Origin of the sequence: Cypionkella sp., from assembly GCF_028290025.1 — a bacterium.
Classification (GTDB): Bacteria; Pseudomonadota; Alphaproteobacteria; order Rhodobacterales; family Rhodobacteraceae; genus Cypionkella.
Window position 1 is genome coordinate 1 of the sequence record NZ_JAQGKQ010000050.1, and the last position, 15,217, is coordinate 15,217.

Sequence of the window (15,217 nt, forward strand, 5' to 3'; positions counted from 1 at the left end):
CGGCCCGGATCGATCCGCTTGGCCAGATGATCATAATAGGTGGACGGGGCGATCGGCAGCACTTTGCAGATCGGCTCGACCCCGTGCGCATTCCGATGCGCGTCGATGAAACCCACCATCACTTCGACCGGCGGTCGAGCTCCGCCATCGCAAAATACGCTGATGCCTTGCGAAGGATCTCGTTTGCTTGGCGCAGCTCGCGGTTCTCGCGTTCCAATGCCTTCATGCGCTCGGCCATCTCGCTTGAGACGCCCGCATCGGTCATCACAGCCTGGGCGCCATATTTTGCGCATACATCCATAATTTCGTCGCTATCAGTTGCAACAAAAACATTTTCCGAAGGGGCCGCTTCGACCCCGCGCTCCCAAGTGTGGATCACCATCGGCTTACCACCGATCTCCAAAAGTGGCTTGCGAGACAATCTCGTTGAACCTAATCGCGCAGGAATAACTATTGCGTAACTCGTCATGTACTAACCCGAAGATGAAAGAGGAGGAGGGAGGAGGAAGGTTATAATGGCTCGCTTCCAAAGAAACGCCCAGTAGATTGCTGTTTTAGGCAGCCGAAGCGAAATGATGTCAGAGTTTCACGTGGCTAGCAGCTTTGCGTGGTGTCCGCAACCTTGACGCGAGCTGCACGCGCTTAGGTCAGGTGCAGCAGTTCGCGGCCACGTCAAGGCTCAGAATATCGCGATTGCAGATTTGATGTCTGAAACGCGACTTTGTCCGGCATGATCGGTGCGGCGCAAAAGGACAGCTTTCGGTCTAAGAAAGGTAGGCAATAGAAGCCCAGAGTCGGCCGCTCGTATAGTGCGGGTCTGGCAGCGGCACTATCTCGCAGCGCAACTCACACGGTTTCGTCGGCCATCAACAACAGGATGAGGACTTCCCTTACAGTTTAGGGGCTTACCACGAGTTCATTGCCATAACGGAAATTGACGAATAGTAACGCTGAGAGGTGTCGTTGAGCCTAATGGTCTTCGGGGAAGCAGGTAACCGACATGATAAAAAATAACGTGATCATCGGACACGATGGCTGGTTATTTCTCAATTCAGGCGCCCAGAAACAGCGCGAGCATCTGAACGGAACGTTGTCACCGACTGCGATCGATGTTGAAAATTTCCGCCAGAACATCACCTCGAGATTCGAATTTTGTCGCTCTCACGGTATGGACTATCTTCATGTCGTATTCCCGACAAAAGATCTGGTAACACGGGAGATGTTGCCAACGTCATATGCAGCAGAGCAGTCAAGCTTATTTGACAGATGCTATCGAGGCGTATTTGGCGATCATTTGCCTGAGTATCTCGTCTACCCACTTGATGAACTGATTGACCTACACTCGAAAAAATCGGCTTTCTTCAAGTTTGACACGCATTTGTCAGCGATTGGACGACTGCATATCGTATCAATAATCTTGGCCAAATTGGGTCTTCCGTGCGATCCCGTGCTATATTTCATCGAGAGAGATTTGAAACATAGTGGTGATCTTGGCAAGATGCTGCAGTCAAGCGAGACATCCGACGAAACATGGCTGGATCACATTATCCCGACCGCAAAAACATTCAACAATATAACTTATCTCAAGGGAAACTCGAACAATATTGTCATCGTATCAAATGATCTGGCGGTTTTTGATAAGAGATTGCTTGTTTTCGGTGACAGCTTTATCGCCGGATGCCTTAGTATTCTTTCGGCATTCTTCAAGGACATCATATATATCCGTTCACCGTTTTTTCAAAAAGACGCTGTTTCTTTATTTTCCCCGGATATCATTGTTTCTGCGAACAGCGAGCGATATTTATCTGCGGTTAAAAGCGATACCAGCTCTCATAGCGTTGTTCTTGCGAATTACGGTGCCGAGGATTACAGACCCTCTGACGAGTTTTCCGATGCGCTGCGCGCTCAAGCGTCTTGGGGGCACCACCACAGTTACTATACTTCGTGGCGCAATAAAAATATCCCGAAACCACTTTATGTAGATCCCGTGCTTGGACCAGCTTTCGGCAATGCAATGCTGGTGCCGGTAAATGAACTTGAGCGCTCGTTTTCGTCCATAGGTCGTGATCCTCAATTAATATTCCCGCGGGCTGGTTTGGCGCTTCGTTCGGAGAAAACAATTTCTTTCGAAATTGAGAGCAGTGTCGATGGCAAGTGTCAGCTTTTTTATCCAGGTATCAATGAGAAAGGGTATCCGTTTTTAAACCAAGACAGTCTGAGCCTTGATGTGAAGCAAGGCCGCAATATCCTGACTTTCAAGCTGGACCGGAATCGTTCGATTCCATTGATTCGATTTGATCCGCTCGCGACACCAGGAGTGTTTACCATTTTATCTACGCGGGCTTGGTGAGATCGCGCCTGCCGCTCGCGTAGCTGTGTGAGGCTGTCGCCCGAGATTTTTCAGCGCAACGGCTCTCGCAACCAACCGTCCTGAAGCGCCACGCGATCACAATCGGTGAAGCTGGCCCAGCGGCTTAGCTCGGCTTCTAGTTTTGCGATGCGGCCTAGGCCGAACCTCACTCCGGCTTCGGGCCAGAAGGCTTTGACGCGCAGGGTGCGGTCGTCGCGGTAGGATTTCATGTCGATGCGGCCGATCAGGCGGTCGGCTTCGAGCACGGGGAAGACGTAGTAGCCGTATTGGCGTTTGGCTTCGGGGACGAAAACTTCGATGCGGTAGTAGAAGCCGAACAGGAACTCGGTGCGGTTGCGGTCGCGTAGGGCGGGGTCGAAGGGGGATAAGATGCGCAGGCGGGTGGTGGGCTCGGGGGCATTTGCGGCTTGGGTCAGCACATCGGGGCGGGCGTAACTGCGGCGGCGTTGGCCTTTGGCGCCTTCGACTTCGATCTCAATAATCTCACCGCTCGCGAGGGCGGTTTTCACCCAAGCCTTCGCCTCATCGGGTTTGAGGGCGTTCCAGTAGGCGCGCAGCTCGGTGGCATCGGCGAAACCTAAGTTGTCGAGCGCCGAGGTGCAGGCCCAGTCGGTCATCTGTGCCAGATCATAGGCGGTGGTGCGATGGGGGGCGGGGATGACGCGCTCGGTCAGGTCGTAGATTTTCTGGAAACCGTCGCGGCCGGAGATCGCCAGTTGCCCGGTACGCCAAAGCCATTCGAGGGCGGTCTTCGACGGACGCCACTCCCACCAGCCGCCTTTGCTGCGGGTCTCGTTTTGACCAACATCCGAGGTGGTGACGGGGCCGTGATCTTCGATGTGGCGAAGGATGGTGTCGAGTTGCGAAGCGTCGCCATCGGGGAACCATTTGTGGTGGTTCTGGCGCATGGTCTCGGCGCTGCGGGCAAAGCGGTGCTGCCAGTGGCCGTGCAGGTGGACCGGCAGGATAGAGGCGTCGTGCGTCCAATGTTCAAACAGGGCGCGGTCGCGTTCCAGCAGGGTTTTCAGCGCGGCGGGTTTGTAGGAATGGCGGCGCGAGAACAGGATCATGTGATGTGCGCGCGCGACGGTGTTGATGCTATCGACCTGCACGAAACCGATGCGGTGGATCAGATCGGCCAGCGCCTGCCCGGAGGCAGCACCAGTAGGAGCCTCGGCCAACGCGTGACGGTGCAGAAACAAGCGGCGGGCGGCGGGGTTGGTCAGCAAGGGCAACATGGCGCTATGGGTAGCAGGGCTGTGGCGGCGGTCAACAGCGACGTTTTCTTGGCCAACAGCGGCATGTCGTAACATACTGACATATTCGCGTGAAAATTGTGACCAAAACGCTTGATTTATAAGGTTGCTCGCGGCGCGGTCAGGCCCCAATTTAGGTTATACCCCAAGGAGTTTTGGATGACGCATGACACGCCGCTGATTGCTATTATTGCCATAGGTTTATCCATGGCGTTTGTTTTGGGACTTGTGGCGCATCGGTTTCGATTGCCGTTGATTGCGGGTTATTTGATGGCGGGGGTGATTATCGGGCCGTTCACGCCGGGTTTTGTCGCGGATCAGGATCTCGCCAGCGAATTGGCGGAAATCGGGGTGATCTTGCTGATGTTCGGGGTGGGCTTGCATTTCTCGGCGCGCGATTTGCTGGCAGTGAAGGCGGCGGCGGTGCCGGGGGCGTTGGGTCAGATCGCGGTGGCGACGATTGCCGGGGTGGCGCTGGCTTACGGGCTTGGCTGGGGCATTGGCGCGGGCGTGATATTTGGGCTGTCGCTGTCGGTGGCATCGACGGTGGTGCTGCTGCGGGCGTTGCAATCGCGTGGGATATTGAAGGATGAAACGGGCAAGCTGGCGGTTGGCTGGCTGATCGTTGAAGATCTGGTGATGGTAGTGGTGCTGGTGCTGATCCCGCCACTGGCCGGGGTGATGGGCGGCGTTGAAGTGGCAGTCGATAGCGAAACGGCTGAGGTTGCGAGTTGGGGTTTTGGCCCACTGGGTGCGACCTTGCTGCTGACTGGGGTGAAGGTCGCCGGGTTTCTGGGGCTGATGCTCATTGTCGGCGCGCGCTTAATCCCGATGGTGCTGCATTACTCGATGCACACTGGACAGCGCGAGTTGTTTCGGCTGGCAGTGCTCGCGATTGCTTTGGGCGTGGCTTATGGCTCGGCGGTGTTCTTCGGAGTCAGCTTTGCGCTGGGGGCGTTTTTTGCGGGCATGGTCATGGCAAGCTCCACGCTTTCCAATCAGGCAATGAAAGATACGCTGCCGTTGCGCGATGCGTTTGCGGTGCTGTTCTTCGTCTCGGTCGGAATGTTGTTCAATCCATCGGTGATCTGGACGCAGCCTTTGGCATTGCTCGGGACGGTGGCGATTGTGCTCGGCATCAAATCGGTCGCGGCCTATGTGCTGATGCGCTGGTTTGGCCATGATCGCTCGGCAGGGTTGGTGTTGGCGGCAAGTCTCGCGCAGGTGGGGGAGTTTTCGTTCATCCTGATCGGCATGGGCGTCAGCCTGAAGATCGTGCCGGTGGGCGCGCGTGATCTGGTGGTGGCAGCGGCGCTGGTGTCTATTCTGGTCAATCCACTGCTGTTTCATCTCGCAGATCGCTATGCGGCAAAACCGACGCCTGATCCGGCGTAGGCGACTGCCACGCGACTTGCCCGACTCTGCGGGCAGGTCTAGGCTCCGCCCTGAGGCCCCGTAGCAGGGTCGATTTCAGGGAGAATTTTCATGGCATCAGTTTCCATTCATCCAGCCGTTGATAATGGCGTAAAGCCGGGTAAGCCCGGGTTTGCCGGCGCGACGTTGCGCTGCAATTGCACCACCGATCCGGTCGAAGTGAAGATCAGTTCGGATTGTCTGCACAACCATGTTTGCGGCTGCACGAAATGCTGGAAACCAGCGGGCGCGACGTTCTCTATGGTGGCGGTGGCGAGTTCAAGCGACGTCGAAGTCACCAAAAACGTGCATAAATTGAAGGTGGTCGATGGCACGGCTTTGATCCAGCGCCACGCTTGCACCAGCTGCGGTGTGCATATGCACGGGCCTGTGACGCGGCCAAACCATCCGTTCACCGGGCTTACCTTTATTCATACCGAGTTGGCGGATGTTGAAGGGTTTGCAGCACCAACCTTCGCGGCGTTTGTGTCTTCGGTGATTGAGGGCGGTACTGATCCGGCGAAGATGGACGCTATCCGGGCGCGGCTGAACGAGTTGGGGCTGCCGCCCTATGATGCGCTGTCGCCGGGTCTGATGGATTACATCGCGACGTTTACTGCGAAAGCCAATGGCGTGCTGAGCTGACAAAATGCCCTGCGTTGGATTGGTCCAACGCAGGGCATTTTATGTGCGAGTGGCGGCAGGCGCGGGCTTGCGTGACATTCGCATCGAGAACTTGCGCACCACCACATAGAACGATGGCACCATGAAAATGCCGAGGACGGTCGCGGAAAGCATCCCGCCAAGCACGCCGACACCGATGGCGTTTTGCGCACCTGCGCCGGCACCTGTTGCTATGGCAAGCGGTGTCACGCCCAGGATAAACGCCAGCGAGGTCATCAGGATCGGGCGCAGCCTTGTGCGCGCGGCCTCCAAAGCGGCCTCTACCGGAGTGCGGCCTTGGGTTTCCAACTCTCGGGCGAACTCGATAATTAGAATGGCGTTTTTGGCGGCGAGGCCAATGGTCGTCAGCAAGCCAACCTTGAAATATACATCGTTCGACTGACCAAACAGCCAAGCTGCCGCGAGTGCGCCCAAGATGCCAACCGGAACCGCCAGCATCACCGAGAACGGGATCGCCCAGCTTTCATACAAAGCCGCCAGACACAGGAACACCACCAGCGCAGACAGCGCGTAAAGATAGGGCGCTTGGTTGCCGGATTGGCGTTCTTGATAGGACAGGTCGGTCCACGACACGCCATAGCCGCCCGGCATCGCCTGAACCAACTCCTCCATAATCTCCATCGCTTCGCCCGACGAAGTGCCATCGGCTTGCGAGCCGTTGATCTGCACCGCAGGCAGCGCATCAATCCGCGACAGGCTGGGAGCGACCGGAGCCCATTCGGTTTTCGAGAACGCCGAGAACGGCACCATCTCACCACTGGAATTGCGGGCGAACCATGCCAGCACATCCTCGGGCTGCATCCGCGATCCGGCAATGCCTTGCACGATCACCGGGCGCAGCGAGGTGCCAAGTTGGAAATCGTTGACCTCATCACCGGCAAACACGATCGACAGCATAGAGTTCACTTCGGTCAAAGACACACCCAAGGCGGCGGCTTTTTCTTGGTCAATCACCAGTTTCAAGGCGGCTTCATCCTCGGAGGCACCATTGCGCAGGTTGGTGATGCGGCCATCGGCGGTCGCGCGGGCGATCAGATCGGTGGCGGCGGCAAACAACGCCTCATTGCCGGCGCCGGACTGATCGACCAAATACATCGAGAACCCGGCAGAGTTGCCAAGCCCTTGAATAGCGGGCGGTTGGTTGAACTGCACGGTGCCCGCGCGCAGGGTTTTGAAGTGGGCATTGGCGCGGGCGGCGACTGCCGATGCCGACAGATCGCTGCTGCTACGCTCATCAAAGCTGCGCAGTTTGACGAACACCATCGCCTGATTTTGCCCGGTGCCGCTAAAGCCGAAGCCCATCGCGACGAATGTGGATTCGACGGCGGCGGATTCTTCGGCGTTCAGATATTCCTCAACCTGCCGCACCACGTCTAAAGTTGCGGCTGTGGTGGAGCCCTGGGTCAGCGAAATGCGCGTCATCAGCACGCCCTGATCTTCTGACGGCAGGAAGGATGCGGTGATGCGGCTGTAGATCGCCCAAGCGCCACCGCAAACGATGGCCAGCACCAAGAGCATGGTCGCGGGCCATTTCAGGATACGGATCAACAGGTTGGCATAGCCTTGGGTCGCAGCACCAAAGCCACGGTTAAAGGCGCGACCCGGGGCGCTCAGCCAGCCCGTGCTGTGGGCTGTGTGCGGTTTCAGGATAGTGGCGCACATCGCGGGCGTCAGGATCAGCGCAACGGCGGCCGAAAGCAGCATCGCCGAGATGATCGTGACCGAAAATTGTCGGTAGATCACCCCGGTGGAGCCTGACGAGAACGCCATTGGCAAGAATACCGCCGACAGCACCAGCGCGATACCGATCAACGCGCCGGTGATTTGCGCCATGCTTTTCTCCGTCGCGGCGACCGGGTCTAATCCCTCTTCTGCAATCACCCGCTCGACGTTTTCGACCACAACGATGGCGTCATCGACCAGCAAGCCGATGGCGAGCACCATCGCGAACATCGTCAGCGTGTTGATCGAATAGCCTAAGATTCCGAGGATAGCGAAGGTGCCGAGCAGCACAATCGGCACAGCAATGATCGGGATCAGCGTGGCGCGCCAGTTTTGTAGGAACACCAGAATAACAAGGAAAACCAAGGCAATGGCTTCCATCAGGGTGTGTTCGACCTTTTCGATGGAAAGTTCGACGAAGGGTGAGGTGTCATAGGCGTATTGGACTTTGACACCATCGGGTAGCGCTGCTTCCAAGCCGGAAAGCGTGGCGCGGACGGCGGCTGCGGTATCAACGGCATTGGCTCCGCTGGCCAAGTTAACGCCAAAACCCGAGGCATTGGCGCCGTTAAAGCGCGAGTCGCCGCCGTAGGTTGCTTTGCCAATCTCAACCGTGGCGACATCGCCGAGCCGCACGGTATTGCCTGCAGCGGTGGTGGTCAGGCGGATCTGCTCAAACTGCTCCACCGTGGTCAGTTGGCTTTGCGCAGTGATCGTGGCGGTAAACTGCTGGCCGCGGGTAACGGGCTGTGCGCCAAGCGAGCCGATGGAAACCGTGGTATTTTGCGCCTGCACCGCGCTGACCACATCACCGGGGGTCATGGCAAACTCGGCCAGCTTCATCGGGTCGAGCCAAATGCGCATCGCATAACCCGAGCCGAACGAGTTGATCGAGCCTACGCCATCAGTGCGCAGAACCGCGCCTTCGATGGTGGAGGAGAGGATATCGCCGAGTTGCACCGTGCTGTAGCGGCCATCCTCGGACACCAGCGAGCCGACCAGCAGGATCGACGACGACGAGCGGCTGACGTTGACGCCAGAATCCTGCACCGCATCGGGCAAGCGGCGGTTGATCTGGTCGACCTTGGCCTGCACGTTGGTTTGCGCATCATCGGGGTCAACTGAGTCGTCGAAGGTCAGCGTCAGGCTGGAACGCCCGGTTGACGATGAACCGACGGTGTATAGCAAGCCTTCTAACCCGGTCAGGCCATCTTCGATGGTTTCGGTGACGGAAGTTTGCACGGCTTCGGCGGTGGCACCGGGATAGCTCGCCGAGACGCGGATCGTGGTAGGGGCAATGTCAGGATATTGCGAGACCGGCAGTTGCAGCAGCGAATACGCGCCCGCCAACATCACAACAATCGCCAAAACCCAAGCAAACACCGGGCGGTGGATGAAAAAACGCGGCATATCTCAATTATTCCCGGTGGTGGCGGCAGGGGCGTCCGCTGCGGCAGAAGTGGCATCATGCACCACGCCATCAGCATCAATGGTGACGGGAACCGGATTGATCTCGGCCCCATCGCGCAGGTTGGTCAGGCCATCGACGATCACCAGATCGCCATCCTCAACGCCCGAGGTAACAATCCACGCGTTGTCTTGACTGCCCGAAGTGGTCAGCGCGACCTTGCGCGCCACGCCATCCTTGGCGACAAACACCGTCAACGTGCCATCGGAATTGCGGCCCGTGGCGCGTTGCGGCACCAGTTTGCCGCTGGTGCTGCCCAGCGTCAGCTTAACCCGCAGGAATTGGCCGGGCAGGATCAGCCGCTTGGGGTTGTCGAACTGCACGCGCAGATCGAAGGTACCCGTGGTGGCGGAAACCACATTTCCCAGCACAACCACGGTGCCTTCGCCGTCATAAATGTCACCGCTTTCCAGCACCAGCGCCACGCCGACCTTAGAGCCCAGCTGCAAGCTGCCATCCTCAATCTGCGCGCGGACGCGCAACATTCCGGCACTGGAATCGCTGACATCAATATAGATCGGGTCAAGCCGCGTGACGGTCGCCAAAGCATCGGCTTGGTTCGCCGTCACTAAAGCGCCGATAGAGACGTTGGATATGCCAGCAATCCCTGCAATCGGACTGCGGACGATGGTGCGGTCTAGGTCAAGTTGCGCCACATCAAGCGCGGTCTTGGCGGCGGCATAGCTCGCGGCGGCAGCTGCCGCTGTGGCTTCGGCATTTTGCAGATCGGCTTTGCTGACGGCGCTGCCTTGCAGGGTTTTATAGCGATCTACCGTGGCTTGTGCTGTGTCACGCTGCACCATAGCGCCCGCCAAAGCCGCATTGGCCGAGGCGAGTGCCGCAACATAAGTGGTATCTTCAATCTTGAACATTGGATCGCCGGGTTGCAGCGCGTCGCCTGCGGCATATAAGATTTCTTCGACCACCCCACTGACCCGAGCCCGAATTTCCCCGGTTTCATACGCCACGGCACGACCCGGCAGGGTGCGGACATAAGGCACATCGCGGGTTTCCACGACGACGGTTCCCACATCGACCGGACCCTTAGGCGCACCGCCGGGAGGCGTTTGGGCAACACTTTGGCTGGCCAGAAACATAAACGAAATCAAGGAAAAGCTGCCGATATGGCGGAGCGTGCGCCGCAAAATCTGGGGGGCCGGGTAAGGGAGCATTTGGATTCCGTTTTTTGATTATTCTGGAAGCAATGGCAGGCCAAGATAGCGTATCGCAAGCAGAGCATCGCTGCGCCCAAGATAAGCCTTTTACGCCGCCCGGAAAGGTTTCCGTCGCCAATCGCCCAAATGAATCACAGATAGCGTGAACTAGGATCGCGCGGAGCCTATTGGGGCCGCGCTAAAGTCGTGCTCGCCCAATGAGACAGCGGCAGGCGTGCCAGTTTGTCTGGATTGCGGGTGCGGTAAATTGCGCTGATCTGGCCGTGCTCAATCTCGAGCGTCGTTGTTTGCAGCACGCCGTTTAGGGTACTGACATAGCCGGGCAGACCGTCATTCCAGATCAGCTTGATCAGACTCTCATTCGTGCCATGCTTGCGCCAGAGCCCTGCGAACAGCCTCAGCAGATTTGCTGCTCCGCTGATCACATTCGGGAACGCGCTGACTTTGCCGCCACCGTCCGAATGCATCATCACACCTTGCGCCAACAGGGATTGCAGCGCCGCAATGTCACCGCTGCGGGTAGCCGCAAGGAAAGCGTGGGTGATGCGGTTGCCTTCGTCGCGGCCGACCACATAGCGCGGACGTTCCGCCTGCACATGCTTGCGCGCGCGCGAGGCGAGTTGCCGCACTGCCTCGGGGTCGCGGTTCAGGGTGTGGGCGATTTCGGAAACGGAGGTTTCAAAAACGTCGTGTAGCAGGAAGGCGGCGCGCTCCAGCGGTGACAGGCGTTCCAGCGCGACCATCAGGGTGAGGGTGAGATTATCAGCGCGCAGGGCATCGTCTTTGGGTTCGGTGATCGGTTCGGGCAACCAACGGCCGAAATAGGTCTCGCGCTGGGCGTGGGCGGATTTCATCGCGTCAAGGCACAGACGGGTGACGATGCGCGACAGATACGCGGCGGGGCTGTCGATTTTGGCCGCATCCAGCTTGTGCCAGCGTAGATAGGCGTCTTGCACAACGTCTTCTGCCTCGGCGCGCGAACCGAGCATTCGGTAAGCGAGGCGCAGCAACCGGGGCCGCTGCGCCTCAAAGGTTTCAGCGTTAGGCTGCATGTTTGGCTAAGGCGGGGGCGGCGCGGAAGCCGACTTGGATGCGGTTCCAAACGTTGATCGAGCCGATCGCAAGCGTCAGGTTCAGCCGTTCGTCCTCGGTAAACGCAGCCTCGACCAGCGTGTAATCCTCATCAGGAGCGCCAGTGTTGGGCGAGGTTAGTCAAGCTTTCCGTCCACGCCAAAGCCGCACGTTCGCGAGCGGAATACAGCGGAGCTTCGCGCCATGCGGAGAGAAGATGCAGCCGCATCGGATCTTCGCCATCCTTCAACGCCTCGGTCGCGTGAAGGTGCAGGCAGAAGGCGCAGCCGTTGATCTGCGAGGCGCGCAGTTTGACTAGATGCAGGAGTTTGGCATCCAAGCCGCTGTCGCGGATGGCTGTCTCCAGCGCAAACATCGCCTTAACGCCGGGGTGGGTGGGTTTGAAATAGTCGGTCATGCGGGGGATCATTGTGGTTCCTTGATTTGCTTACAAGGATAAGACGAGGCAGCTTGGCCCAGTGTGACATGGGCGGGCGGATTATTTGGAAAAGTTTGCGGCTACCGCGTGAAGCTGATCGGCAGGGTGAAATTATAGCTGGCGTCAGTTAATCCTTCGGGCGCTTTCGGAAAGCTGCCGGCGCGGCTGACGGCGCTTAGGGCGGCTTTGTCCAGCGCGGCGTTGCCGGACGATGCGACCAGCGAGACGCCTGCCAATGCGCCGCTGCGGGAGACTGACAGGCGCACGGTGGCGGTGCCTTCTGCGCCCTTCGCGGCACTTGGATAGGATTTGCGACCGTTAACTTTCTTGCGGATCGCGGCACCCCAGCGTGAGGTCAGCGATTTGACTTGGCCTTTTGAAGCGGCGGTAGCTGATTTCGTCTCGGCGGAGGGTTTCTGCGGAGCCTTGGGTTTCTCTTTAACCTTTTCAACCTTGGGCTTTTTAGGCTTTGGTTTTTCTTCCGGCACCGGCTCGGGTTTTGGCTTTTCCGGTGGGGCTTCGGCGTCGGGTGGCAGGTCCGCTTGCGGTGGTTCTAGCGCGAGTGGTTCAGGCTCGGGCATATCGGGCGCTATGTCAGGCTCGGCCAGATCAGGGAGGGGTTCGTTCTGCACGATAGGTTCCAAACTGTCGGGCAGTTCGGCCATTGGCACCTCCGGCGCGGGTTCCAGCGTGGCGATGGCTGGGGGCGCTGCGGGCAGCGGGGCCATGTCGATCAGCACGGCGTTTTCGATGTCGGTGTTGCTGCCGACGGTGTTGTTGATCCACAGCGTCAGCCAGACAGCCGCCGCCATTACGCCCGCCACCGACACCGCCGCCGCCGACCATTTCGCGGCATAACCTACGGGGTGATGGCCTGCGCGGGACGTCAGCCAATCGACCGAAGCCATAGGGGCGGCGCGCGTCGTCATGGCGTAGCAGGCGCGCCTTCGATGCCGACCAGCGCGACATGGAGATAGCCGGAAGCGCGCAGCAGGTTCATCACGGCCATCAGTTTGCCGTAAGCCACCGTCTCATCGGCGCGCAGATAGATGCGTTGGGTGCGGTCGCCGTTGGTCAAGGTGTCAAGTTTTGCACCGAGATTTTCGCGGTTGATGGCCTCAGACGCGAGCGAAAGAGTCAGGTCTTTTTGCACGGTGACATAGATCGGCTCGGGCGCGCGATCTACCGGGGCGGCGTTCGATCCGGGCAGATCGACGGGGATATCCACCGTCGAAAGCGGCGCCGCCACCATGAAAATGATCAGCAGCACCAACATCACGTCAATAAACGGCGTGACGTTGATCTCGTGGTTTTCCTCCAGATCGTCGCCAGTTTTGTCGCGCATCGACTTGCCCATGGCTTAAGCCTCTTTCGGCAGGTGGCGGAAATCGAGATCGCGGCTGAGCAGGCGTTCCACCCCGGCAGCGGCGTCGCCAAGGCTTTGACGATATGCAGCAATTTCGCGGGTGAAGTGGTTGTAGATCACCACGGCGGGGATGGCCGCGACCAGACCGATGGCGGTGGCGAGCAAGGCTTCGGCGATACCGGGGGCGACGACGGCGAGGTTGGTGGTCTTGGTTTCAGCGATGCCGATGAACGAATTCATAATGCCCCAGACCGTGCCAAACAGCCCCACAAACGGAGCGGTTGCGCCGATAGTGGCGAGCAAGCCAGTGCCGCGACGGATGCGGCTGCCGGCTTGGATTTCGACGCGGTCAAGCACCGAACGGGTGCGCTCTTTGACGCCATCCGGGCCAGCGGCGGCGATAGCTGGGTCAGAGCGGCGGTATTCGATCAGGGCGGCTTGCGCCATGAAGGCGGCGGGGTCGGTTTGTTTGGAAAGCTGCGCCGAGGCGGATTCCAGCGATTGCGCGGCGTGGATGGTTTTGACCGAACGGCGGGCGCGGGCGCGGGCGATGGCAAGCTCGATCATCTTGAACACCAGCACCGTCCAAGTCACGAACGAGGCGAAGGCCAGCGACACCATCACCAGCTTCACCACCCAATGCGCGGCTAGATACATGCCCCAAGGCGAGTAATCGGTCTGCGTGTGTGGAGGTTCGGATACGGTTTCAGCGGAGGCGGGCTGTTGCGCGGCAGGTGGTTGCGGAGTGGCAAGCGGCGCAGTTGCGGCGGGTTTGGCTTGCGCAGGTGCTATGTTTTCTGCGGACGGCGTTTCCGAGGGCATCGTTTCGGCGGGTAATGTGGGCGCTGCCTCGGTTGACACAGCGGGCGCGCTTGGCTCCGGCATTTCGGATTGCACGACAGGTGGTTGCGGAGCCTCTTGCGCAAAAAGCGGAGTTGCCAACGCCGTAACGAGGCCAAAAGCCACGGCCAAACCGATGCTGCGAGGGATCGGGAAAGGCGCTGTCAACATGGCTGGGTCCGTTCATTTCGCTGCACAGGTGAGGTCTGCAGCGTCGATTGTTTGCGGTCTGACGGGCGTTTCAGATTGCAAAAAGCAGCCGACAAGCGGCCAACACATTCTGATCTGCTTACCGTGCAGGCAGTTAATTTCGTTGCCGGGGTGAGTCAAGAAAATTTCTTAGGCTTTCAGTCGCCTATTTGTCACAATCCCGATGATAGATTGCCGAGTAATTGACTCGGACATTAGACTGCAAGAATTAAGGTGTCACGCCAGCCTTGTCTGCCGCCGATTCTACCGGTCGTCAGATCAAGGCCAGCTTCCCGTTTTCCCTTGGCGCTGATGGTGTCCCTTATGTCGTTTCGCCCCAATATGACGGCATTCACCGATGGCATTCGTGCCCTTGGTGCGCTGCGTTGGCGGGCTTGGGAAGGTGTGGTCGCCGATCTTTGGCACGCTGAGGGCACTTTGGGCGGCGGCGGGCATTATGTCTCGCCTGACCCGCGGATCGTGATTTTCCTGAAGGATGGCGGCAAGAGCATCCGGCTTTCTGATACGCCGAATGATGTGGCCTCGCGCCCTGCTGGACAGATCAGCTATATTCCGGCGGGGATGCCGCTGTGGTCGCAGATCGTTGAAACCGGAGAGTTCCGCCATCTCGATCTGCATTTCGATGGCGTGGCGCTGACGCAAAGATTGGGTGAGCGCTATGGCATGGCTTGGGCCGTGGCAGCGCTGGCCAAGCCGATCATGCTAGGCCAAAGCCCCGAGATTGACCGGATTGCGCATCTGCTGGCGGATGAGATGCAAGGCGACGGCCAGCACGATTTGTTTGGCGAGGGGCTGGTGCAGGCGATATTGGGCCGGGTGCTTTCGGCGGCCGATTGCACGGCAAATGCGGAGCCTTTGCGCGGCGGTTTGACTCCACATCAAATGCGCCGCTTGACCGATTTCATGCAGGCCAATTTGCATCGCCGCGTGCCGGTTAGCGAGCTTGCGGCGCAGATCGGGCTGTCGGAAAGCTGGTTCGCGCGGGCGTTCAAACAGACCAACGGCGAGACGCCGCACGCTTGGCAACAACAGCTGCGGATCAGTGCTGCCAAGGCGATGTTGGGACGCGATGGCTCGGCTTTGGTAGAGATCGCGGCGGCCACCGGTTTTGCCGACCAAGCCCATATGACGCGGGCGTTTCGGTTGGTGACGGGCACCACTCCAGCGGCATGGCGGCGCGGTCACTCCTGCTGATTGAAGCG

At 58.9% G+C, this 15,217-nt stretch carries 12 protein-coding genes, 2 pseudogenes and 1 other annotated feature; of the genes and pseudogenes, 4 read left to right on the forward strand and 10 right to left on the reverse strand.

Going from position 1 to position 15,217, the window contains the following annotated elements:
* Together JWS10_RS07195 and JWS10_RS07200 are read right to left on the reverse strand one after the other, a co-directional pair.
* Nucleotides 1–253, reverse strand: a pseudogene (locus JWS10_RS07195) (IS3 family transposase); the annotation flags it as partial.
* Nucleotides 45–161: a sequence feature (AL1L pseudoknot), on the reverse strand. Its footprint overlaps the pseudogene before it by 117 nt.
* 18 nt (nucleotides 254–271) lie before the next feature.
* Nucleotides 272–469 (reverse strand): annotated as a pseudogene (locus JWS10_RS07200) (3-deoxy-manno-octulosonate cytidylyltransferase); the annotation flags it as partial.
* Between the two features lie 531 nt (nucleotides 470–1,000).
* On the opposite strand from JWS10_RS07200, the gene JWS10_RS07205 reads away from it, so the two are divergent.
* Nucleotides 1,001–2,350, forward strand: coding sequence for a hypothetical protein (locus JWS10_RS07205; protein ID WP_299505849.1), 1,350 nt, complete (start codon nucleotides 1,001–1,003; stop codon nucleotides 2,348–2,350).
* Between the two features lie 50 nt (nucleotides 2,351–2,400).
* Here JWS10_RS07205 and JWS10_RS07210 read toward each other — a convergent pair whose 3' ends face one another.
* The gene (locus tag JWS10_RS07210) at nucleotides 2,401–3,609 is read right to left on the reverse strand and encodes a crosslink repair DNA glycosylase YcaQ family protein (protein WP_299506053.1); all 1,209 of its coding nucleotides are present in this window, start codon (nucleotides 3,607–3,609) and stop codon (nucleotides 2,401–2,403) included.
* Between the two features lie 177 nt (nucleotides 3,610–3,786).
* Between JWS10_RS07210 and JWS10_RS07215 the strand changes: the two genes are divergently transcribed.
* A complete protein-coding gene (locus JWS10_RS07215) occupies nucleotides 3,787–5,022 on the forward strand; it encodes a cation:proton antiporter (RefSeq protein ID WP_299505852.1) in 1,236 nt (411 codons plus the stop codon).
* Nucleotides 5,023–5,112: 90 nt separating this feature from the next.
* Nucleotides 5,113–5,685: an S-(hydroxymethyl)glutathione synthase gene (gfa, locus tag JWS10_RS07220; protein ID WP_299478119.1), complete on the forward strand. Its 573-nt coding sequence runs from the start codon at nucleotides 5,113–5,115 to the stop codon at nucleotides 5,683–5,685.
* A gap of 39 nt (nucleotides 5,686–5,724) precedes the next feature.
* Here gfa and JWS10_RS07225 read toward each other — a convergent pair whose 3' ends face one another.
* The 7 genes from JWS10_RS07225 to exbB all read right to left on the reverse strand — a co-directional run bounded on the left by JWS10_RS07225 (nucleotide 5,725) and on the right by exbB (nucleotide 13,976).
* Complete coding sequence (locus JWS10_RS07225) at nucleotides 5,725–8,856, reverse strand: efflux RND transporter permease subunit (protein WP_299505855.1); 3,132 nt, start codon at nucleotides 8,854–8,856, stop codon at nucleotides 5,725–5,727.
* Between the two features lie 3 nt (nucleotides 8,857–8,859).
* Nucleotides 8,860–10,086, reverse strand: a complete 1,227-nt coding sequence (locus JWS10_RS07230; RefSeq protein WP_299505857.1) for an efflux RND transporter periplasmic adaptor subunit — start codon at nucleotides 10,084–10,086, stop codon at nucleotides 8,860–8,862.
* 167 nt (nucleotides 10,087–10,253) lie between these two features.
* Nucleotides 10,254–11,141: a sigma-70 family RNA polymerase sigma factor gene (locus JWS10_RS07235; protein ID WP_299505858.1), complete on the reverse strand. Its 888-nt coding sequence runs from the start codon at nucleotides 11,139–11,141 to the stop codon at nucleotides 10,254–10,256.
* Between the two features lie 131 nt (nucleotides 11,142–11,272).
* Nucleotides 11,273–11,590 (reverse strand): carboxymuconolactone decarboxylase family protein, encoded by a 318-nt coding sequence (locus tag JWS10_RS07240; RefSeq protein ID WP_299505859.1) that lies wholly within the window; start codon nucleotides 11,588–11,590, stop codon nucleotides 11,273–11,275.
* Nucleotides 11,591–11,679: 89 nt separating this feature from the next.
* Nucleotides 11,680–12,528 (reverse strand): energy transducer TonB, encoded by an 849-nt coding sequence (locus JWS10_RS07245; protein WP_299505861.1) that lies wholly within the window; start codon nucleotides 12,526–12,528, stop codon nucleotides 11,680–11,682.
* Nucleotides 12,525–12,956, reverse strand: coding sequence for a TonB system transport protein ExbD (gene exbD / locus JWS10_RS07250; RefSeq protein WP_299505863.1), 432 nt, complete (start codon nucleotides 12,954–12,956; stop codon nucleotides 12,525–12,527). The genes JWS10_RS07245 and exbD overlap by 4 nt, the downstream gene beginning before the upstream one ends.
* Before the next feature lie 3 nt (nucleotides 12,957–12,959).
* Complete coding sequence (gene exbB, locus JWS10_RS07255; RefSeq protein WP_299505865.1) at nucleotides 12,960–13,976, reverse strand: tonB-system energizer ExbB; 1,017 nt, start codon at nucleotides 13,974–13,976, stop codon at nucleotides 12,960–12,962.
* Between the two features lie 342 nt (nucleotides 13,977–14,318).
* Here exbB and JWS10_RS07260 point away from each other — a divergent pair, with 342 nt between their 5' ends.
* Complete coding sequence (locus JWS10_RS07260; RefSeq protein WP_299505867.1) at nucleotides 14,319–15,209, forward strand: AraC family transcriptional regulator; 891 nt, start codon at nucleotides 14,319–14,321, stop codon at nucleotides 15,207–15,209.
* The last annotated feature ends 8 nt before the right edge of the window (nucleotides 15,210–15,217 follow it).